Origin of the sequence: Cobetia sp. ICG0124, from assembly GCF_004006355.1 — a bacterium.
GTDB classification, from domain to species: domain Bacteria; phylum Pseudomonadota; class Gammaproteobacteria; order Pseudomonadales; family Halomonadaceae; genus Cobetia; species Cobetia marina.
Genome location: NZ_CP024893.1, coordinates 2,039,720 through 2,061,907 on the forward strand (window position 1 = coordinate 2,039,720; position 22,188 = coordinate 2,061,907).

At 65.0% G+C, this 22,188-nt stretch carries 17 protein-coding genes and 1 pseudogene; all 18 read right to left on the bottom strand.

All coding sequences use genetic code 11. The features are described 5' to 3' along the window. Positions 1-17: 17 nt before the first annotated feature. Complete coding sequence (locus CU110_RS17665; protein WP_276317856.1) at positions 18-308, bottom strand: DUF2345 domain-containing protein; 291 nt, start codon at positions 306-308, stop codon at positions 18-20. After that, complete coding sequence (locus CU110_RS17670) at positions 265-390, bottom strand: hypothetical protein (protein ID WP_276317857.1); 126 nt, start codon at positions 388-390, stop codon at positions 265-267. Before CU110_RS17670 ends, CU110_RS17665 begins: the two co-directional genes overlap by 44 nt. After that, entirely contained in the window at positions 387-1,655 is a 1,269-nt protein-coding gene (gene tssI, locus CU110_RS17675) for a type VI secretion system tip protein TssI/VgrG (RefSeq protein WP_276317858.1), read from the bottom strand. Before tssI ends, CU110_RS17670 begins: the two co-directional genes overlap by 4 nt. Continuing rightward, positions 1,646-2,320, bottom strand: a complete 675-nt coding sequence (locus CU110_RS17680; RefSeq protein WP_276317859.1) for a phage late control D family protein — start codon at positions 2,318-2,320, stop codon at positions 1,646-1,648. The genes tssI and CU110_RS17680 overlap by 10 nt, the downstream gene beginning before the upstream one ends. A gap of 194 nt (positions 2,321-2,514) precedes the next feature. Continuing rightward, entirely contained in the window at positions 2,515-3,672 is a 1,158-nt protein-coding gene (locus tag CU110_RS09480; protein WP_084208876.1) for a hypothetical protein, read from the bottom strand. Continuing rightward, on the bottom strand, positions 3,672-4,784 hold the full coding sequence (tssA, locus tag CU110_RS09485) for a type VI secretion system protein TssA (RefSeq protein WP_084208877.1): 1,113 nt from the start codon (positions 4,782-4,784) through the stop codon (positions 3,672-3,674). Before tssA ends, CU110_RS09480 begins: the two co-directional genes overlap by 1 nt. Before the next feature lie 374 nt (positions 4,785-5,158). After that, positions 5,159-5,704 (bottom strand): type VI secretion system tube protein Hcp, encoded by a 546-nt coding sequence (locus CU110_RS09490; RefSeq protein WP_084208878.1) that lies wholly within the window; start codon positions 5,702-5,704, stop codon positions 5,159-5,161. A 229-nt stretch (positions 5,705-5,933) separates the two neighbouring features. After that, positions 5,934-8,426: a type VI secretion system membrane subunit TssM gene (tssM, locus tag CU110_RS09495; protein ID WP_084208879.1), complete on the bottom strand. Its 2,493-nt coding sequence runs from the start codon at positions 8,424-8,426 to the stop codon at positions 5,934-5,936. 523 nt (positions 8,427-8,949) lie between these two features. Then, positions 8,950-9,336, bottom strand: a pseudogene (gene tagF / locus CU110_RS17015) (type VI secretion system-associated protein TagF); the annotation flags it as partial. Positions 9,337-9,340: 4 nt separating this feature from the next. After that, a complete protein-coding gene (locus tag CU110_RS09505) occupies positions 9,341-13,375 on the bottom strand; it encodes a type VI secretion protein IcmF/TssM N-terminal domain-containing protein (protein ID WP_164850340.1) in 4,035 nt (1,344 codons plus the stop codon). A gap of 11 nt (positions 13,376-13,386) precedes the next feature. Next, positions 13,387-14,115, bottom strand: a complete 729-nt coding sequence (gene icmH / locus CU110_RS09510) for a type IVB secretion system protein IcmH/DotU (RefSeq protein ID WP_127735705.1) — start codon at positions 14,113-14,115, stop codon at positions 13,387-13,389. Further along, positions 14,112-15,455 (bottom strand): type VI secretion system baseplate subunit TssK, encoded by a 1,344-nt coding sequence (tssK, locus tag CU110_RS09515; protein WP_084208883.1) that lies wholly within the window; start codon positions 15,453-15,455, stop codon positions 14,112-14,114. The genes icmH and tssK overlap by 4 nt, the downstream gene beginning before the upstream one ends. 72 nt (positions 15,456-15,527) lie before the next feature. After that, complete coding sequence (tssJ, locus tag CU110_RS09520) at positions 15,528-16,136, bottom strand: type VI secretion system lipoprotein TssJ (protein ID WP_164850341.1); 609 nt, start codon at positions 16,134-16,136, stop codon at positions 15,528-15,530. Positions 16,137-16,146: 10 nt separating this feature from the next. After that, positions 16,147-18,810, bottom strand: coding sequence for a type VI secretion system ATPase TssH (tssH, locus tag CU110_RS09525; RefSeq protein ID WP_127735708.1), 2,664 nt, complete (start codon positions 18,808-18,810; stop codon positions 16,147-16,149). Beyond that, positions 18,807-19,244: a type VI secretion system baseplate subunit TssG gene (gene tssG, locus CU110_RS17685; RefSeq protein ID WP_205694116.1), complete on the bottom strand. Its 438-nt coding sequence runs from the start codon at positions 19,242-19,244 to the stop codon at positions 18,807-18,809. The genes tssH and tssG (CU110_RS17685) overlap by 4 nt, the downstream gene beginning before the upstream one ends. Beyond that, positions 19,213-19,896, bottom strand: a complete 684-nt coding sequence (gene tssG, locus CU110_RS17690) for a type VI secretion system baseplate subunit TssG (RefSeq protein WP_205694019.1) — start codon at positions 19,894-19,896, stop codon at positions 19,213-19,215. Before tssG (CU110_RS17690) ends, tssG (CU110_RS17685) begins: the two co-directional genes overlap by 32 nt. After that, positions 19,860-21,695 (bottom strand): type VI secretion system baseplate subunit TssF, encoded by a 1,836-nt coding sequence (tssF, locus tag CU110_RS09535; protein WP_084208887.1) that lies wholly within the window; start codon positions 21,693-21,695, stop codon positions 19,860-19,862. The genes tssG (CU110_RS17690) and tssF overlap by 37 nt, the downstream gene beginning before the upstream one ends. Further along, positions 21,695-22,183, bottom strand: a complete 489-nt coding sequence (gene tssE / locus CU110_RS09540) for a type VI secretion system baseplate subunit TssE (RefSeq protein WP_233593521.1) — start codon at positions 22,181-22,183, stop codon at positions 21,695-21,697. The genes tssF and tssE overlap by 1 nt, the downstream gene beginning before the upstream one ends. Between the last annotated feature and the right edge of the window lie 5 nt (positions 22,184-22,188).

Genomic DNA, 22,188 nt, shown 5'->3' on the forward strand with positions numbered 1-22,188 from the left:
AGGTCAGTTCCATCGCATCACTCTGCGCCTGCATTTCCACCTTGCCGCGTGCCAGTAAAGAGCTTGATGCCGGCACGTTGCACGAACAACGAGAACTTTTCGGAGAGCGAGGCGATCAGGCTGCGGCCGGTGGCCAGGTTGATGTCTTCGCCGCTGGTGATGCTGAGTGACTTGCCCTGCGCCAGATGGGTGGATTCCGGCGTACTCAGCGCGATGCCTGCCGGTGAGCTGACATGCAGCCAGGGGGCGTCGAGCCGTGCGGCTTCACCACGCCCGCCCGCGCTGGCGCTCTGCGGCGGAACTGCCATCGAAGTTGGTGCCGCTGTCTGCCGCACCGTAACGCCCCTGGGCATCTTCACTGGCCTGCTTGAGGTTGCATGCGCGACTCAAGCGCTTCTGCGTTGTGGCTGGTGGCACTCTCGCTGAGCGTATTGGAGAGCTGATAGGCGCTGGCCAATTGTTGCTGAGCGGGCGTGAGATCGAGTTGTTCGCCACTGGCGGCGATCTGCCCCCAGCTGGTCAGCAGCAGGCCGCTGATGCGCGCGGATGGCGCCATAGGCGTCCGAGCGCAGCTCGAAGCCGGTACCACGGAAGCTGCCGCGTGTGTTGCCCTGCTGATGGATCAGATAGCCCAGATTGAGCTGGGATTTCTCGTGCTCCGAATTCAGGCGCACGCGCTCCTGATCCGTCGCATCATCGAAGACCAGCTCGTTGTACTTGTTGCCGCGGTAGGTCTTGCTCTTGAGGCCGGAGAGCAGGCCATTGGAGTGCCATTGCGGGGTCTGATCACCGTTGTAGACCCGCCCGGTGATCAACGGGCGATCGGCATCGCCTTCGAGGAAATCGACGATGACTTCCTGGCCGATACGCGGCACGAACACACTGCCCCAGCCGGCACCGGCGTTGGGCTGCGCGACACGTAGCCAGCAGCTGGCGTCAGCGGCACCCTTCTCGCTGCGGTCCCAGTGGAACTGCACGCGCACGCGGTTGAGCGAGTCGGTGTGGATCTCTTCGTTCTCGGGGCCGACGACAATCGCCGTCTGCGGGCCACCCAAATTGGGCCGCGGATGATCGAGAGATGGACGGTACGGCTGACTGAGGCGCTGGGATTCGAAGTCGATTAGATACTGGCCGGTGCCGACATCGGCATAGTCGTCCTGAGCGCATTCACTCTCAAGACCATGTGCCTTGCGTGCCTCGGCCATGCGCGCCTGCAGGCTGCCCGGCAGCGCCTTGAGGTGCGCGGAGACCGGCAGTGCATTCTCGGCACAGACGGTCAGGCCCAGCACGAGGAATTCGCGCTCACTCGAGTCGCCGTCTTCATGGCGGGCGTGCTGACTGAGTTCGAACCAGCGGCCGACCTTCAACTGGCGGGTACCCCCAGCGCCGTAGAAACGCTTGGCGCGGGATTCATGGGCCTCGAGGCGATTGACGGTCAGGCGTTCGCCGCGCGAGTGATCGTCGAAATAGTACTCGCCGGGATAGTCGTAGACTTCCTGCTCGCTGAGGTTGCCCTGATCGCTACGCGTGTCCTGGCCGGAGCGTTTCTCCAGGCCCGGCAGCTTGTAATCAAAGGTGCCGAGGCTGACACGCGTCGGTTGCTGCTGACGGCGACCGCTCCACTGGGTGATGGAGTCTTCCAGTCTCAGTGGCATCCTGTCGGTGAAAGCGGACGGTGGAAGCGAATCACCTGCGGCTCGACCGGTGCGCAGGTCGCGACATCATCGGTGATGACGAGGCGGTGGCCATTGAAGTCGCTGTCGTCAGAGGCGTGTTCGAAGTAATAGAACAGCCCTTCCTGCTCCATCAGGCGATTCACGAACTGGAAGTCGCTCTCGCGATATTGGACGCAGTAGCTGCGCGCCGGATACTCGCGACGCAGGTCCAGCCGCCAGCCACCCTGAGCTTCGCCCTGCGCGATGGCGTGGTTCGAGAACACCGCCTCGATGACCTCGACGGCGGTGAGGTCCTGGAAGATACGGCTGTCGCGACCGAGCTTGAGCATCGAGAGCCACGGCACCAGCATCAACTGGTAATAGAAGACGCCGCCGTCCTCACCGAGCAGTGCGGCCGACTCGACCAGCCCCGAGAGCTTGCGGTAACTGCCATCGGCCTGACGCACCGAGAGCGCTGCCGGCTGTGCCATCAGGGTCTTGAGCTCGATATCACCGTTCTGGGAGATGCAGTCGAGGGTATAGGCGAAGGGACGCGACATGCGCTCTTCCCCCACCAGGCGATGCGGAATGAAGTCCGCGCCGCTCATCTCAAGCGTGAGCAGGCGCTCGTTCTGATCCAGTGAAATCTCGAACGACTCCAGCAAGGCTATCCAGCCAGGAATTCTCTGCCATCCTTAACATCCTCACGGTGCGCGCGCTTCTTCGCTCGGCAAGCGAGTGCATCGGCTTGTTCAGTTCGGGTCATGCGTCTCAAGACGCAGCGATGTGCAACATAGGACGAGCACAGTCAACACAGGACGAGCACAGTCAGCACAGGGCAAATGCAGCGCCGTCAGCGCTAACCGGCAAAGGGCGTGAGTGCCAGTACCTGAGTCTGAGTATCGTTTCGCAGCGATACGACCAGGGCGCTGTCGTTGTCTTCCAGTTCCGCGATCGCCAGCACCAGCGCCAACGCCAGCCAGGCATCTCCCGGCCAGCCGCAGAAGCTGTCGAGCGTGGTGCCATCCTCGATCATGTCCAGTCCCGGCCAGCGATTCATCAGGCTGGTGCCGGCTTCCACCGCGCGACCAGGCAGCCCGAGGCTATCAATCACCAGACGCATGGGCTCGAACGGCTCGCGGGTAGAGGCATGCTCGTCATTTTCCGCCTGCACGGGCCACTGGCGCTCGATCAGCTGCATCAGCGGTGCCGGCGAGCGGCGCAGCTCGCGGCTACCCCGCGCCGCATGGGTCAGCGTTGCCGCCAGCGGCACCTGCCAGCCCTGCAAGGGAGCCGGTGAGTCAGGCGCGAGGCGCTCGAAGAGCAGCGCCGCGACAGCCTCACCGGGAAACAGACCGCTCGGGCGAGAGGCATACGCCAGCTGACCGCGTCGCGACAGTTCCGAGACGCTGCTGTCGAACAACAGCGAGTCGACGCTGAGCCAGATGACATGCGGCATGCCACCCGACGCTTCAGCGGCCAGCAGTTCATGCAAGTCCTGCTCGGCCACCGCGCGATGCGTGACGCTGCCCAGCGCGTCGGCGAAGGGCGTGGCCGCCACCGTCTCGCGCAGACGTGCGATAAACCCCTCCACCAGGCTGGCATGACGAATCGGCGCACTCAGCACGATATCGAAGGGCGCGCCCTCCGGCAGCGCTTCCAGCATCAACAGCGCGTCGATGATCAGGGCCTGGATCAAGGTCTCGAGCCGCTGATGGCGGCGATCGAGACGTGCCACCTGCTCGCCGGAGGCAGGCGATGCGCCCGCCTGCCCCAGCGCGATTTCGTGTACCAGCAGGCCATAGCCATCCGGGCCACGCAGGGTCGCGGAGATCTCGGCCGCCGCCGATGACGGCAGCTGCCCCTTGGCCACCGCCCCTGCAGAGGTCAGCGCCACGCCATCCAGCAGACACAGGGTGTCAGTGCGGTAGTCGCTGCGCACCTTGGTGACCGGCGCCTCGGGCTCTGCCGGGCGCACCTGCTGCAGGCGGTCATAGATCGAGCTCTTGAACATCATCAGTGATCATCACGCCGCTGAGTGCCCAGGGTTTCACGGATGCCGTCCACGACATGTTCCTCGCGGATGACATCACGCAGCCATTCCTCCAGCGGCATGCGGCCCCAGCGCACGGCGCGTTCGACCAGATACGGCACCGGACTGTGCGGCTCGCTGCCCTTGAAGTACTGGGCGACGCCATTGAGCATGTCGAAGGCTTCCTCGCGGGTCTGCGGCGTGGTGCGCAGTGCCGCCGGCGCCATGCCCGCCTGAGCGGATGGCGTGACACTCGCATCCCCAGTGGAGGCATCGCCACTTGCGGCGTCCGTCACTTCTGCATCGCTCTCGGCGGATGCCTGGGCCTCATCGTCCAGGCTGACCCCGCGCTCGCCCAGCAGTCGCTCGATCAACTGGGTGCAATCCGCCAGACCACGCTGCAGCTGGCTGAAGGTCGGCGCGCTCACCCCCAGCTGCGCATTGAGCTGCGCCACCAGACCGGCCAGCGCCTGCTGGCACTTGACGATCTGCTGGTGACGCTCGCGGAAGGTCGCCGTCTCGGTCAGCACCACGGAACGCTGGAAGATATCGGCGTTGATCTTGCCATCCGCCAGCGCGCTTTCCATGGCATCCACGTCGGTACGCGCCAGGTTCTCGACCTGACGCGACTCCTCATAGCGGTCGAGCCCGTAGAGCTGCCCTTCCACCAGCGGCAAGGTGCCGATCATGCCGGCGAGGGTGTCATCCAGCCAGGTCAGACGGGCGACACGCTCTTCATCACCTTCCTCGAGCGTCGGGTAAAGCGTCTCCCAGTACTGCTCACACAGCGCCGTCATCAGCTCCAGCCCCCAGGCCAGACCCATGAAATGATCCCGGTGCGCCAGGCCTTCGCAGAGCCAGCCCGCCAGCGACAGGTCCTTGCTCTGCTCGGCCAAACCGTCGGCAGTCAACGAGATGACGGCATTCCAGTCGGACTTCTTGAGATCGGCCTGCCATTCGCCCTGACTGAGGTAGGCCGGGTCTGCGCGACGCGCTTCCTTGATCTCGTCAAAGAGCAGCGAAAAGCCCAGGTCCTCTCCTGTCCCATGAGCGCCGATTGGCGCGAGCAGTTCGTCGCGGTCCCATTCGTCGGCCATCTTGTCTCTCCTGAATCACGTGTTGATCGCGTTGCGAGGCAACGCCTGCGAAATCACTGTGGCGCAGTGCTGTTGTGTCAGAGCCAGTTAGCACAGCGCTATTGGTATAGAGCTATTGGCACAGACCCTGTTGGCAAAGAGCTGTTGGCACAGAACTGACAGCACAATGATTTCGCAGGCGCTCATCGAAGCAAACGGGGATGCACAAGGGGAAAACAGACATGCCGGGAGAGCCTATCGCTCCCCCGGCATGCCTTCTACCCGGACGTGATATCCCCTGAAGACGAGCTCACGCCAGCACGCTGGCCAAGCCCCGGGATGCCACTCTCCTGTTCATGGACGGCGACTCACGCCGCCGCGCCATGAGCCGATACTCAGGAGTAGACGCGGTTGCGCGTGCGATCCCAACCACCGGTGATGTTGCCGCCACCCTGGCCATCGCTGCGCTTCTGCTGGGTGTAGGTGACCTTGATACGTGCGAAGTTCAGCTTGATCTCTTCAGACGGCAGATCGTGACGCGCGTCGTGCACGGAATCGGTCGCACCGCCACCGCCGGCCTGGGAGAAGGACGCCATGCCTTCCAGGTCCACGGAAGACACGATGACTTCCTCAAGCTTCACTTCCATGTAACGCACCTGCTCGCCACCGGCACGGTGAACCTGCAGGGTGATTTCCTTGATGTGCTGGCCGCGGCAGCACGCTTCGAACAGCTTCGGAGAAGCCTTGTCGATGAACTTCTTGATCGCGAACTCGCTCAGGTTGACGCGCTCGGCAGACGCACCACCGGCGGAGCTGGCAGTCGCGGAAGTCGCCTGGCTGGCGCCGAATTCGAAGCTCAGCAGCTCGATCCAGTCCTTGTGGTTGGTATCCAGACTCTCGCCCGGGATGCCGTCGATCTTGAGGTAGGCGTCAAAAGCCATGGTAAAACTCCATTTCCGTCATGTGATGGGTAGGCATCACGGGTAGCAGCCCTCCCTGGCTGCCACCTGCAACGCGTGTTCGGACACGCTACCGCCAGGAGATGCCATCCAGGCACCCCCACTGCGTATGTCCATGCTTCTCCGCTCTCGTGCGCCGGGCCTGCCTTCAGGCCTGTCATCCAAGAGCTCGACTCCTCCGTGAGTCGGCAAAATGAATCCGGTTGGGCGCTCAGTTCAGTGCACGCACTTCAATCTCGACACGACGATTGGGGGCCAGACAGGCGATTCTCTCCGCTCGTGACATCTGGCCATCGCACTTGACCAGCGGACGATCGCTGCCGGCCCCTTCCGCACCGATCAGCTCACCCGGCAGCCCCTTGCCCACCAGATAGGTGCGCACGGTCTCGGCACGTTGCAGCGAGAGCTGGCGATTGACCACGGCCGAGCCGATCGGGTCGGCGTGGCCGGTGATGGTGATGCGGCCCAGATTCGGCGTGTTGGAAAGCCGCTCGGCGATGGCATTCAGCTGACGCTGCCCCTCGCCCTGCAGGCCCGAGTAATCCGCACGCCCGAAGGCGAACAGGGTGTCGGATTCCAGCGTGATGGTCTCGACGGTGCTCAGGGAGCGGTCCAGCAGGCCATCGATGTAGTTGCGACTGGATGACACCAGGAAGGTGTTGTCTTCCAGACGCGGCACGTCCGGGCGCACGACCTGCTCGGCATAGAAGTTGACCTGACGGCTGGCATATTCCAGATCACGACTGTCGCGCGGCACATCCTCCCCCTGGGTGATGGCCGGATACCAGTAGACCGGCATCTCGCTACGCAGCCAGTCCGGCTCGATGTCCTCGCGCGGCGTGCGCGACAGGGACAGGTAGGTCTTCAGGGTGTTGTTGCCGAAGTCCGCCAGCGCCTGGGCCGAGTTGTCACGCGGCTGGGCGTGGTCCTCGACTCCCGGGACATGGATATCCGTCTCGCGCGGCCCGTCCTCGCGGTCATGCACGCTGATGGTCGGCAGCATGAACAGCGACTGGTTGAGGTTGCTGGCGATCGGCACCAGCATCGTCTGACGCAGTTGACCGAAATAGACATCGCGCAGCTCAGGTTCCAGCGTCTCGCCTTCATAGAGCCCGAAACCGAGCGACCAAGGCACGCCATGCTCGTGATGGCGAGCATCGTAGCGGGCCGCGCTGTCACGCAGGGCATCCAGCGTCGCCCACTGGGCATAGGCATCGGGCTCGCCGGCGTCTTCCTCGTAGGCGTCATCCAGGGCCTGATCCAGCGCCCCGAGCTCGCGGGTGTTGGCGGTGAAGGACACCGCCCACGCCAGACACATCGCTCCGGCAAGTGCCAGCGCCAGCCACACCCAGCGCAGCTGACGCCGACGCTGCAGGTTGGCGCCGCCATACAGGCCGACCAGATGCTGATCCGGCAGCAATACCCGCGAGAACAGCCCCGAGACGAACAGCGGCTTGCCATCCTGATGGCCCGGCGCATGACGCTCGGTGACGGCAAAGCGTGACGCCACGTTACGCCCATGGGCTGCCGTGCTGGCCTGCCCCTCGGAGAGCGCACTGGTGAAGTAGAACCCGCGCAGCAGCGGCGCTGCCTGATAGGGATTGACCTTGAGCAGCTCGGTGACGAAATCGGTCAGATGCGGTGCCAGCGCTTCAAGCTCTCGCGGGAATTCCACCGCCGCCGGGGCCTCGCGGGTGCGCACGATGTCACCCTCGATCAGACAGCGCTCCCCGGTACCCGCGCAGCGTGCCACCAGGCGAGTCATCGCCTCACTGAACCGTGTACGCCAATCCGCCTCGGCATAGCCCTGGTGCGGGAAGCTCATGCCCAGCACTTCATCGCGCTGCGCCGGTGCCAGCTGGGCATGGAACTCGCGAAAGCCGGGAATGTGGTCACTCTTGGTGAACACCAGATAGATGGGCAGCGCGGCGCCCAGACGCTCGTAGCTTTCCTGGATACGCTCGCGCAGCTGATGGGCCAGTGCCTCGACGTCATGGCGGTTCTGGAGCACCTCATCGATGCTGACCGCGACGATCAACCCATTGAGCGGCTGACGCGGACGATAGCGACGCAGCATGTCGAGGAAGGCACGCCACTTGCCGACTTCCTCCTCGGAGCTGACATAACGCCCCGCGGTATCCAGCAGCACGGCCTCACTGCTGAAGAACCAGTCACAGTGACGGGTGCCACCGATGCCCGCGACACGTGCGCTTTCCCGCTCCGCGAAGGGGAAATCGAGTCCGGAGCGCGACACCAGCGTGCTCTTACCCACCGCAGGCTGACCGATCACCAGATACCAGGGCAGCGTATAGAGCAGATCACCCTGACGGGTGAACCAGCCACCGCGTTTCTCGCTGGCACTCTTGCGCATGCGATCCAGCGCGGCCAGCAGGCGCTCGCGCAGCAGGCTGACTTCCTCGCGGTCCTGGGGCGCGGCGCTGAGCACGGCGTCATCGGCGTTCTGGATCAACAGCGACTCGACATCCTTGCGCTCTCCCACCCCGCGATAGAGCAGCAGCAGATACAGGGCAGAGGCCACCAGAAACGCCAGAATGCCGACCAGCAGACTGTCCAGTGACGAGAAGCCGAGTCCGACACCGGCGCCCCAGACCACGAAGATGCCAAGGAAGAACAGCACGCCCAGCCAATACGGGCGGTACTTGAGGAGGTAGTACTTGAGAACGTGAAGCTTGAACTTGTTCATGTCGGTGCCGATTCATCCTTGGGTATGTCGCCGAATACCGTGTCGTCACTGCCCGCCCTTGTCCCCTGCGGCCCCGCAGGCGCCAGGGCCCGAGCACCTCGAAGGCGGAGCCCGCCAGAATGCGCAGTGCGTCATGATCGTCACGCGTGAAGCGCATCAATGTCGGGCGCATGAAGTCATCGACGATCACGCTGATCTGCCCCGGCGCGCCATTGTCATGCTCCAGCCAGTGCAGCCACAGGTCCGCCGCGGGACGCTTCAGCGCGCGCTCCGGCGGCAGTGGCAATGCCGCCTGCCCCCGGGTGTCATCGCGTGCGCCCCCTGTCGCCAGCTGCCGGCGCAATGCCTGCATGTCCTGCGTCAGTCGCTGGGCGCTCACGTCGGGGAAGCCACTGGCCAGCGCCCGCGTGAGGTCCCCGTAGCGCACGTCTTCCAGAAAGCGCGCGAACAGACGCCGATGCAGCTTGAGATCGGAATCATCCAGCGGGCGTAGCGCCTCGATTCCCGTGAGCAGACGCTCCTGTGCCTTCAGGGGGTCTGCGCAATGCATCACATCGCGCAGCAACTCCCGCACCTGCCCGGCGAAGGTCTCGCCGAGGGTATGCACCCCGACACTGCCCTCCACCACCGGCGAGACGGCCAGCCGCTGGAAGACCAGCAGCGGGTAGCGTCGCCCGGAGGCGTCCTGCGAGGGCGACATGGCGCCCATCAACCAGGCTCCGCTGCTGGCGCGGTAGTGAAAGAAGCACAGCGGCAAGGCATCGAAACGTGCCTGCCAGTCTTCGTCGCGCTCGGCCATGCGATTCAGCGCCCGCTGCCACCAGCCATCCAGTTCCCGGATGTCCTTGTGGCCCGCGTGATGGGCGATGAAGTCAGCGCTGCCGGGCAGCTTGCCGAAGAAGCCGATCATGCGGTCATCTCCCGGCGACCGAGGGCATGGACAGGTTGCGCACCTGCTTGAGGTCCGTCAGTTTCACGCCACCGAAGTTGCGCGCCTCGAAGCTCACCGGGCCCACCGGGGTGTACCAGGTGAAGCGCTGACGGGCGGTATCCAGGTCTGTCACGTCCGCGGATTCGATCAGTTTCAACAGACTCCAGCGATTGGGGAAGTTGAAGACGGTGATGCGGCGGCCGTCCCGTGTCACCACCTCCAGTCGGGCGCCGGAGACTTCCGGATCACCCGGCCAGACGAAGCGCTGCCAGTGCTGACGACCATTGCGATAGGTCTGCTGCTGACCGTCCAGCGTCAGCTCGATCGAGATCAGCCGGGAGGAAGGCCGGATCATGATCTCGAAGCCGTTCTCCACATCCGCCAGACTCTCCAGCACCCGGCCCACTGCCGTGCCCTTGGTGATGGTGGCGGTGATCTTGGGGTCCACCAGCGGCGTACCGTCCTGCTCACCCTCTTCCAGGTTGCCGACTTCTTCATTGTCGAAGCGGGTCAGCAGACCGCTATCGGGGTCGATGAACTGACGCAGGTCACGCACCGAGGTCTCGTTGGCGGAATCGCTGACCGGATAGCGGCCACTGACCATGCGATGCCAGGGTGAGACGACCTGCTCGCCCCAGGCGGCGGCCAGCTGTGACGCCACCGGTCCCTGCAGACTGGCCACGGAGTAATCGATGGGCGCACGGAACAGACGCTGCAGCGACTGCACCAGCGGTTCCTGCGAGGTATCGACATTGGCGGCGACATAGTCACGCGCCGCCGAGATCTCATTGGGCTTGCCGCCGATCATCTCCGCCAGCAGCTGCTTGGTACGCTTGCCGACATCGCCACGCTCCAGTCCGTCGAGGCGTACCTTGAGCTGACGCAGGCGCAGCTGGTAGCGGTTCATGACCGAGGCATCGCCATCCTGCCCCTCATCCTGGGCAAACAGGCTGGCGACCGGCGCGAAGTGGTCCGCCAGCTTCCCGTCGTGCACGTGCGGCAGTCCCTGCAATGCGCCGGTACGCTGTGCCAGCTGACTGCCATCCTCCTCGACCCACGCCAGCGCCTGATCCCACAGGCCCGCCGACTCGGCCGCCGGGGCCGGTGCGTCACCCTCGGCTTCGCGTGGCTGGGGCGTCTTGCGGGCCTCGGCATCGCGGCTGTCCCAGCGGGTGTTGTCATCCACCACGGCCAGCAGTGTCTTGAGCGGTGAGCGCTGATAGTCGCTGAAGCGCGCCAGACGCTGACGCGAGAGCGCCAGACCTTCGAAGCGACGCACGCCGACATCGGCCAGGAAGCGCTCCCAGGCCTCGGCATAGTCACGTTTGTAATGCGCCAGAATCGCCTCGGCGAATTCGGTCTTGCCCTGCTCGGCATCCGGGTTCTCGTCTTCCAGCACCCAATCATGCTCCACCGGCAGGTCAGAACTCAGCGTCTTGAGCAACTCGGGACGCACGAACTCGTCCCACACGCGACGCGTGAAGAAGGCCGGCACGGATTCGCCGGCGTACAGCAAGCCACGGGCGCCCTCTTCGGGCAGCATCACCGAGAGCGTCATCGACGGGAAACGGGCTTCGGCCGCCAGACGCAGACGCAGGTATTCCCGCTCCGCCGGCGAGTTGTCGAGCAGGAAGGCCTTGAGGTCACGGCGGGAACGCGCGACGCGGTCCTCATCCCGCACCAGGGCAGGTGCCTTGCCCTGCGCCAGATATTCGCTGTAGAGCGCGACATTGTCGGCGATGCGTTGATCTCCCCCCGGCACACGGCGGTGACTGTCCGCCAGCTGATGCCAGGCGCGCGGCAGGGCTTCGCGCACGAAGGCGACGTCCGGATGTTCCGCAGGCTCACTCAGGATCAGATACAGCTTGAGCGCATCGTAGGCATCGATCAGCCCGGCGACCTGCTCCGGCGTCAGCTGGTTGAGCACTTCACTGGAGAAGGCCGGACCGCCCGGCATGCCGCCGTCCGGGCTGCCCCCCTCACCCGCCACGGTGCCATCGCCGCCCAGTCCCGCGGACGAGCCACGGAAATTCTCGGCCTTGTCACGCAGCGCATCACGTCCCTGCTGTCGGGTGCTCCAGTAGGCGTCATTGACGCCGCCGCGCAGGCGGTAATCCGCCTCGCCCTTGAGCTGACTGGCCAGTTCGCCCGGTGAGCGCGGCACGCTGCCCAGCGTCGGGCGCTCGGTGAGACGCTGACGCAGGCGTTCGCCGCTCGAGGTCAGCAGTGACTTGCCATCGGCGACCAATGTCCGCGAGGCATCGCCCCCGGATCCAGCGCCCTCACCGACGTCCTCGCCACGGGTGCGCCGCGAAGCGGACTCGGAGACGATGCCCAGCGAGACCGCCAGACGCCCGACCGCCCGCAGGCGAGCGTCGAGATCTTCCGCCAGCGGTGCCAGAATCTGCTGCTTGAGGGTCGCGAAGTACTGTGCTTCAAGCGTCGCGCTCAGACGCTCTCCGCCATCCAGTCCCATGTGCTGATACCAGGGCAGACCGCCCTCTTCGCGGGCCTGACGCACACGCGACAGCTCAGCGTGGAGCAGGTCGAGCTGCACGCTGGGGGTCACGGCGCCATCAAGCGATGTCAGCTGCGCATCGACGGCCTCGAGACTGGTGCGACTCTGGTAATAGGCGTTGCCGAGCAGGCCCAGCGTCACCGCACCTGCCACCCCACCTACGCCGATCAACAGCGGGTTCAGGGAACGCCGCTGACCATCGCGCGCGTAGTGACGCACCAGGTTGCGGTCCGGAATCATCACGTCACGGAAGACACCGCCGACGAAATAGGGGCGATCACTGACCGTCGCCGTCGCCGTCGCTGAGGCTGGCGTCGCCGCCTGGGTGCCCGCCGGTTCCTTGAGCGCAAAGCCCTGACGGACCTGCTCATCGAGAATCGCCGGCATCGCACTGCCGTCCTGCAGCGCACTAGTGAAATAGACGCCACGCGTCAGCGGCCCGCGGGCACTGTTGCGACGCAGATCGAAGGGCTCCAGGAAGTCGGCCAGCAGGCCTTCCATCTCGGCGATGTATTCCGGGAAGTGCAAAAGCTCGCTGTCCGCCTGCTGGCCACGCTCACGCAGGGCGGCTTCCACATGACCACGCAGCCCCGCCACCATCTTGGGGAAATGCCGGGAGAAGGCTGCCACGACACCCTCGCGACGCGCCTCGGCCACCGAGAACGTCATGCCCCACGGCGCATGGCGGGCATCGCTGTCCAGCGTATTGAACGCGGCGGTGAAGCCCGGCAGCTGGTCGGCCTTGGTGAACATCAGATAGACCGGCGGCGAGGCATCCAGCGCATCGCGGAAGTCATTGATGCGCTCGATCAGCTGGCGTGCCAGCGCATGATTCTCGTCACGCGGCGCATGCAGCAGTGCCGGCAGATCCACCACCACCACCAGGCCATTGATGGGCGCACTCCGCCGACGGCGTGCCAGCAGACGCAGGAAGTCGGCGAAGGCACGCGCCGGCTGCTCTTCGGCCACATAACGCCCGGCGGTGTCGATCATCAGGGCGTCGTTGCCGAAGTACCAGTCGCAGTACTGGGTGCCGGAATCCCCGCCCAGCCCCGCCACGCTGGAGCTCAGGCCGGAGCGTGTCAGCAGCGAGGTCTTGCCGGAGGACGACAGACCCAGCACCAGATACCAGGGCAGATCGCTGAGCGAGGCACTGCCACCCTTGTGCAGACCACGCTGGGCACGCAGCATGCGCAGCGCCGACTTGAGACGCTCACGCAGCACTTCGTAATCGCCGGCTTCGGTGGCGGCATCCGCAGCTTCGCGGTCCACTTCCAGCTGGACGAGGTCTTCCAGATCCCGCTCGGCGCGCACCTTGCGATACTTGCGCAGCACGATGGCCAGCAGCCACACCGCGGTCAGCAGCGCCACGGCGATGGCCAGGCGTTCCAGCGAGCCACCCAGACGTGGCACCCACCAGACGCACAGCACGACACCGGCCAGCCACAGTAGTGACGACGCCAACCAGAAACTCTTGAGGAACCCCAGCACCCGTTTCATTCCGTCACGCCTCATGTCGTTGCGAACAGGGACGACAGTCGCTCGATGAGCGCCGTGACCTGAGTATCCAGCAGGTTGTCGAGCACCAGATAGACCGCCCCGCAGCACAGCGCGATCACCAGCAGATAGACCCAGACCGGAATTTCATAACGCAGCAGCTGACCGACCTGGTCCGGCAATTGCCAGCCCGGTGCCAGCACGTCGGATGTCTGACGGTAGCGCGCGATGTCCTGGCCCAGCGTGCTGGCCACGTAGCGCAGCTGATCACGGTGTTCGAGGCGGAACTTGCCCTCGAAGCCCAGCGCCAGACACAGGTGATAGATCTCCAGCACATCCAGGTTGGCCTTGACGTCGGTGCGCAGTGCCTCGAGACGCTCGAAGAAGCCCTCACCCGCCAGATGCACGCCGAAGTAGGTGTACTGCAGCGGATGCAGCTCCAGATGCTGGCGAATGTTGCTGGCACCGGCCCCCAGCACGCTTTCATCGAGGAAGGCGCACAGCGCGTACTGGGCGTCACGCACCTGATCCATGCTGTAACCGACCGCCAGCGCCTGGGCTTCCAGCTCGCGGAAGTAGTCGGCGACCCGGGTCAGGAACTCATCGACGTTGCGCGCTTCACTGCCGCGACGAATCATCAGGATCAGCGAGAAGAAATCCTGGGACAGCGTGCGCAGACGCGTGTCCGCCGGAACCGATGCGCCGGCCGTGTCGCTCGGCTGGGTTGCCGTGGTCTGGGTCATTTCAGCACCGCCATCAATTCAATCTTGAGGTTGTGGAAACCGCCGGGCACGTAGAAGGCGATGGCCTGCGCGGCCATCATGCGTTCATACATGCGGCCCTGGGGTTCCAGCGCGAAATAGTGGTTATCGAGGCGCGAGGGAATCGCGGTGGGCAGACGCGAGGCGTGTACCAGCGAGCCGCCGGGCATGGCGCTGTTGACCACCACCTCGATGTCATCCGGCGAGCCGACCTTGAAGGCACGCGGCACCAGCTCCAGCAACTTGGCGCCGGGCATGTCGGCATGCACGCTGATGTAGAAGTCGGCGTCCACCAGACGCGCATCGTGCAGATGGGCGATGTAGTAGGACGGCTTGGTCTGTTCCAGCGCGATGGGGATGTACTGGTTGGGCACCACGGTATCCAGCAGCTCGCGCGCCATGGTTTCCAGCGTCGTCAATGACTGGACCGGGTCTTCATGGCGGTACGGCGGCAGGTCACTCAGGCGGTAATCCATCGAGAAGGTCATCAGGCTGGCGACCAGATCCGACAGGAAGGTGTAGAGCTTCTCGGGATGATGCTGCGGGTGTTGCAGCAGATGCGCCAGCGCCGGGTAGGCACGGTTGACCGTATGCAGCAGCCAGAACAGCGCCACGTCGCTTGAGCCGAATTCCGCGACCTGATCGGCGCGCTCGCGGCGACGTCCGGACAGCGTCTCGTGCTTGGCCTGCAGCATGCCGGCCAGGCGCTGGCCCATGGCCATCAGCGTCTCGCTGCTCGAGAGGTGAAGCGCAGGCGGCACGAAGCGCGGCGAGACCGAGAAGCCACCGGCGGCATTGCGCGTCAGCACGGCCAGCGGACAATGCGTGCTGCCCTCCAGGTCATCGCCTTCCAGCAACAGACGCACATTGAGTTCCAGCAGGCTCAGCTCGTTCTCGCCATCGCCGTCCAGCAGGTCCGGCAGGGAATCGAAGCGCTGACGAAAGCGACGACGGGCACCGCGCTGCTGCTCATCTTCCTGCACATTGCCGGCGTAGGGTTGTACCAGGCTCAGCGCAGCATGCACCTTGATCTCGCTGTGACCGGCCAGCTCTCCCAGGTCACGCGCCCGCGGCAGGCTATCGTGCTGGGGAGCATCGAACAGCGTGCCATCCGGGAAGACCAGTTTGAGGCGACTCAGTTGCAGGCGGCCCTGGGCCAGCGCGCTTTCATCGATCTCAAGCTGCTGTACGCCAAAGGCGAAGGGCCCGCTGCGCGTGCTGGCCTCGCCGAGCTGCCACTGGTGATACTCGTCCTGATACTGGAAGTGCTGGGGCAGCAGGAACATGCCCTCGGACCACCTCACGCGATTATGCTTGCTCACGAATCCATCCTTTATAAAGTCCGTCCGGTGTCGCCAGTGACGTGCCGCCCGTCAGGCGGAATGGCTCACGCCTCATGGCGGTGTCGTCGTTGCCAGCAGGTCTTCGCTGTCGGGCGCCACCGTGATGTAGTGATCGGCCAGCGTCAGTTCGACGCCGTCCGGTGAGGTGAACAGGCCGTCCTTGCGCATCGCATCGGCATCGAACAGCACGCGCCAGCGCGCGTCCGGGGTCTGGCGGAAATAGGCCGCGACCGCCACGTACCGCGCGCCCGGCTTCAGCGGCGCCTCATCGACGACATGCCCGCCCGGCACCATCACCACTTCGCGGGTATCCAGCAGGGAGTCGCCCAGTACCTTGTCGGCGTGATCCCAGAGGCCATCGGGCGAGGCGCTGGTAAAGGCCTCACTCGCATCCAGTTGATAGATGCGCACCACCACCGACAGTGACGCCTCATCGACATCCGGATTGAGCGAGTCATCGGCATCGAGGGTGAAGGCGACCGTCTCGTCCTGACGGAACAGGATGTCCCCCACCGTGCCATCCATCTGCTGGCCAAGACGGCTGCCGACCCCGCAGCCGCCGAGCAGCAGGCTGGCGCACAACATGACGGGCAGCCAATGGCGCGGACGCAGAGACGTGGTGCGCCGCTCAGCCTTCACGTGATATCCCCGGAATGACATGTGGGCTTCCTCACTGCATCTCGTAGGTGAACTGGCCGGCGTCATCCAGCGCGATGCTGACATCGCCCACCGGCTGCTGATCGGCCATGCGTTCCAGCACCCACTCCACCAGCGGCGGCATCAGCGAGCCACTCAGCAGGTGATCGATGCTGCGCGCACCGCTGTCGGTCTGGGTACAGCGCTCGGCGATATGCGTCGCCAGCGACGGGGCGAAGCTCAGGTGGGCGCCGTGGTTGCGCGTGAAGCGTTCCGCCAGACGCGACAGCTTGAGGTCGACGATGCGCGCCAGGATGTCGCTGTGGACCGGGTAGTACGGCACGACCTTGAGGCGGCCGAGGAAGGCCGGCTTGAAGACGCCATTGAGGGTGTCGCGCAGCTCCTCGACCAGCGCTTCCGGTGCCGGCGGGGTCGCCACGCCCAGGCAGCGGTTCATGATCTCGTCGGTGCCGACGTTGGAGGTCAGCAGGATGACGCAGTTGCGGAAGTCGATCTCGCGCCCTTCGCCATCCTCCATCACGCCCTTGTCGAACACCTGGAAGAAGACTTCCAGCACGTCCGGATGCGCCTTCTCGACCTCATCGAGCAGCACCACGCTATACGGCTTGCGACGCACGGCCTCGGTCAGCACACCGCCCTCCCCGTAACCGACATAGCCGGGCGGCGAGCCTTTCAGCGAGGAGACGGTGTGGGCTTCCTGGTACTCGGACATGTTGATGGTGATGAGATTGCGCTCACCGCCGTACAGGCTGTCGGCGAGGGCCAGCGCGGTTTCGGTCTTGCCGACCCCGCTCGGGCCGAGCAGCATGAAGACACCGATCGGCTTGTTCGGGTCTTCGAGCCTGGCGCGCGACAGGCTGATGCGCTGGCCGATCTCTTCCAGTGCGTGGTCCTGCCCGAGCACGCGCTCGCCCAACAGCGCCGGCAGACGACGCACGGTGTCAATCTCGTCACGCTGCATCTTGCCCAGCGGAATGCCGGTCCAGGCAGCGACGACTTCGCCGATGGCATTGCCATCGACACAGGCATGCACCAGCGGCGCCTCGCCACCGGCGGCTCCCAGCACCTCACGCGCGGCACGCAGCTCGGCCAAGGCAGCGTCACGGGCAGCGTCACGCCCGGTGGCATCATCGGATTCGTTGGCCGCGCTCAGGGCGGCATCAGCCTTGAGCACCGCCTCGACGGCCTCACGCTGACGTGTCCAGTCAGCTTCCAGCGCCGTCACCTGCGCGGTAATGGCCAGCACTTCGCTGTCAATCTCGTCCAGACGCGGGGCATGGCGGTCATCGCCGCGCTCGTGCTCGCGAGCCAGTGCCGCACGTTCAGCCTCGAGATCGCGCAGGCGCTGACGGGCATCTTCCAGCGGTGCCGGCGTGGTCTGCTGGCCCAGCGCGACACGCGCACAGGCGGTATCCAGCACGCTGACCGCCTTGTCCGGCAGCTGACGGCCGGTGATATAGCGGCTGGAGAGACGCACCGCCTGCACGATGGCGTCATCGAGAATCTCGACCTTGTGGTGATCGCGCATGCGCGTCGCCAGCCCGCGCAGCATGTCGATGGCCTGCGGCTCGGCCGGCTCCTCGACCTTGATCACCTGGAAGCGACGCGCCAGGGCGGCGTCCTTCTCGAAGTACTTCTTGTACTCGGCCCAGGTGGTGGCGGCGATGGTGCGCAGCTCGCCACGCGCCAGCGCCGGCTTGAGCAGGTTGGCGGCATCGTTCTGGCCCGCCTGACCGCCACTGCCGATCAGGGTGTGGGCTTCATCGATGAACAGAATGATCGGGTGCAGGCTGCGCTTCACTTCCTCGATCACGTCCTTGAGGCGCTGCTCGAATTCGCCCTTCACGCTGGCGCCGGCCTGCAGCAGGCCGAGATCCAGGGTGCGCAGCTCGACACGTGCCAGCGGCGCAGGCACTTCCCCGGCGACGATCTTCTGTGCCAGCCCTTCGACCACGGCGGTCTTGCCGACCCCCGCCTCACCGGTGAGGATCGGGTTGTTCTGACGACGACGCGTCAGGATGTCGATCATCTGGCGCACTTCGTCATCGCGCCCCAGAATCGGGTCGATGTTGCCGGCGCGCGCACTGGCGGTCAGATCGATGGTGTATTGATCCAGCGCCGGGGTCTTGTGACTGCCCGGGCGTCCAGCGCCACCACCCTCACCTGCCGTCTGCCCGCCGCTGCTCGCGGCTGACGGCGTCGGCTGCGAGAGCTCGGCCTCGGGACTTGCGGCCAAGAGGCTGGTGAAATGCAGGCGCAGGTCTGCGGCATCGATACGCGCCAGCGGAGTGTCGTGACGTGGCGCCAGTTCCGGGTCTTCCAGCAGGGCCAGCAGCAGGTGCCCGCTGCGGATATGCGCGACTTCGTGGTCGATGGAGGCGATCAACCAGGCCTTCTCGATCAGCCGCGTGATATGCGGCGACAGTGCCGGCGTCGCGGTGCTGCCCGTCTTCAGACGCTCCAGCGAGCGGTCCAGCTGATCGGCGAGTTGATCCAGCCCCAGCGAGTAGTGACGCATGATGCGCAGCAGGTCGTTGTCGTCACCGTCCAGCAGCTTGATCAGCAGATGCTCGACATCGACTTCATACTGGCGCTTGGCCAGGCACAGGCCAGCGGCCTCTTCCATGGCACCGCGGCTGACATCATTGAGCTTGGCGAATAGCGTCTTGAGACTCACGGGGTCACTCCATCGAAGGGAATTCGTAGCAGCACACTTCCCGAGGTGCTGCGGGGTGTCTGGCCCAGCCAGCCGAGGCGGCCCAGCGAGATGCCACCGGCTCCTCCCAGGCGGGCCGGCGGCACTTCACTGGGCTCGAGCTGCAGTTCCAGCTCGAAATCGAGCTCCGGCCCGACATAGAAACGGATCAGTTCCGTCATGCGCAGATGGTCCTCACCGCCGGGCAGAAAGCGGCGGAAGTCCGCCAGGCGCAAGGGGCCGACCGCGATACGCACGCAGGACTGGTAATCCCAGGCGCGCTTGCCGGCCACGGCGCTCTGTCCCAGCCGGGCATTGGCCTGCCCCAGGCGCGTCAATTCCGGCTCGCTGATGTCGAGCCAACGCCCCTGGAAGGGCTTCACCTCACACGGCACGCCGAAGAAGCTGCCCAGCAAGGTGGTCAGGTTCTGCTGATTGCGGGGCCGCTGACCGAGCAGCCCCGTCCTGATTGCCGAGCCCCCGGCTGGGTGCCGCGTTGTCGCGATTCTCGTCGACAAGGGCATCGTCCCCCGCGAACAGCAGCTGCGCGGAGCGCCCGGAGACACCGCTGAGCGCGAGCAGCTGGCGCTCGAAGTCCGTCTCGCCGCGACGCTCATACTCGATGTGGAAGCGATACTTCTGCCACGCCTGATAGAACAGCGCCGTCATGCGGTGCGAGAACAGATCGAAGAAGGCATGAGCCCCGTCATCGCGCAGCTGCACGTGGCGGTCGATCAACGTCTCGGTGTACGGACGCGGCAGGACACCGGACGGGCCCACCAGCCCCATGAAGGTGACCTGCACCTGGGTCAGCGGCTGGTCGGTCGGAGAGCGCGATGTCTCGCTCTCGAACACGAGGTCACTCACTTCACTGGCCGGGAAGTTCAGCGACAGCTGGCTGCGAAAGCGCAGCGGGTCCTCGTGGGGACGCAGCTCGGGTTCGAGGCGTCCGGCACGGCTGTAGTGCAGCCGGAGCAATCGCACCAGCTGAAAGAAGCTGAACCGGTAAGGCTCAGCGCGCGCCTGGTCGATCAGACCAGGGGCTGAGTGCCGGTTCTGGCGGGCCATGTCACGACGTCCTTTTCGCGCTGGCGGCTGCGCAATGTCAGCCGAGTGAAACTGTTGAGCGAGCAGTACTGCCCGAAGAAGTGATCCAGCACCATGCCGAACACGAAGATGCCGCTGCCGATGAACTCCTGTTCATCCAGCTCCAGCGTGATGCCGGTACCGCGCACGAAGGCCGGGCGAGGATGCCCGATCCGTGTCATCGCCGGTGCGCTCTGGATGCTGGCGATGCCGTTGATCTGGCGACGCGTGGCCTCGAGATCGCGATAGTTGTAGAGCGAGAGCATTTCCAGCAGCACATCGCGGCCACGCTCCACCAATGAGAGATGGTTGAGCGAGAGATGCGAGATCAGGCGCCAGATGACGCCCTTGCCCATCGGCGGCCGCGCCGAGGGCGTGGGCTTGCGCAGGCAGCGGATGGCCTTGACCACCTGCTCGCGCGGCAGCGTGAAGTCACCGCGCGGATGGCCGAAGCTCAGTCGCTGCGGCAGGTCACGATTGCTGCAGGTCAGCTTGAGGCTAAGCACGTCACTGGTGGCGTCGATGGCATTGAGCTCACGATCCGCCAGGCGCAGCAGCAGCTCGGTGCCGGCATCCCGCTCACGGGCGGACGGCACCCGCCGCGACAGCCAGTAGCTGGTCTCGCGTGACGGCGCACTGCCCTGCGGCTCGAAGAACGGCGGGCAATAGCGCACGTGATCGCGCTCGGCAGTCTTCTGTACGCGCGTGACGCGGTCGATCGAGATCACCTCGGCGCCGTGCGGATTGCGCACATCGGCCACCACCGGATATTCCGCCTGGGTATGGGTGAGCAGGATCGGCTCGGCCTGACGCTCGAACAGGTTGATCACCGGCGTGCAGCCGAGGCGGAAATGATTGCGCCCCAGACTCTGGGACAGCCGCGACAGACGCTCGTCCAGCGCATAGTCCGCGAAGTGGAAGTGCAGCTCGAAACGCGTGCCGCTGGCGCGTGCCAGCAGACGTGTCAGCCCTTCGACATCGAAGAACATGAACTTGTCGGGGAAGGTGAAGTACTCGTGCAGCAGGCGATAGCCGAGGAAGGAGCGCTCGGGGTAATCGATCAATCCTTCCTCGGGCGCGAACCCGACCGGCGTGAGCGAATCCGTCGGCAGCGCGACTTCTCGGCGCTGGCCGCCCTCATCGAAGCTGACGCTCAGGCGGGTCAGATTGTTGAACAGCAGTTCGTACATCGGGTGCATCAAGGCACCCTCGCCGTCCAGGAACAGGCGCAGGCGGTCGATCCCGAAGCTGCCCACCGACTGGTCGTTCAAGGCCTCGAAGGCCAGATCCAGCCGCGCGACGCTGTCCTTGTCGCGGCCATTGAAGGCCGAGCGTTCCAGCAGCGAGAAGCCGGCGCTTTCCACGCGCAGCGGCCACACATCCACCGGATAGCAGGTACGGAACCGGCAGGCCACGCCTTCCACCGGACGCGAGAACATCTCGGTGTGCCGCGCGACCTGATAGCGCCCGGTCAGCGAGGTCTGCTCACCGGGGTCGAGCTGTGCGATCGACAGCGAAGGCGTCGGTCGCAGGTAATGGGGGTAGAGCACATCGAGGAAGGCCTCGACGATTTCCGGCAGATCATCATCCAGCTTCTTGTGAACCCGTGCCGACAGGAACGCGAAGGACTCGACCAGACGCTCGGTGTGCGGGTCTTCGCAGTGGTCGCCTTCCAATTGCAGTCTTGCGGCAATCTTGGGGTACTCACGTGCGAACTCCCGGCCCAGAAAGCGCAGGTGCGAGATCTCTTGTTCGTAATAAGGCAGCAGTTCATCAAGCATCAGGAAAGGTTCTGCACTTTGTATTGCTGAGTGTCGGCATGCAGCACGGCATCGAAGGCCACTTGCCGCGTTGCATCCTTGAGGACGAGGAGCGTCTCGACGCGAAAGCGCAGGAGTCGATCCTGACCATCCTGGTCAAGCAGCTTGACCTGCACGTTGCGAAAGCGACGGTCATTGCTTTCGATGGCGTACTCCAGCTGACGCTGGATCAAGCGGCGGTCTTCACTGCTGTGCAGGCCTCGGCCGAGAAAGTCCGGCAGACCGAAGCCCAGCACCGTGCCGCGCAACCCGGGAAAGTCATTCAAGCGCCCTCCCAGCAATTCGCTGCGCGTGTTCACCAGAATCTCGAGGTCACGCACGATGGTGCGCTTGTACTCGTCGAGACTGACGAAGCGTTGCTCCTCCGCGGCCTCTCCCTGATGCGGTGCATCGTCCTGCAACCGATCCCACAAGGTGGGAATGAGGCGGCGGGTGCCATTCATGCGCATGTCGC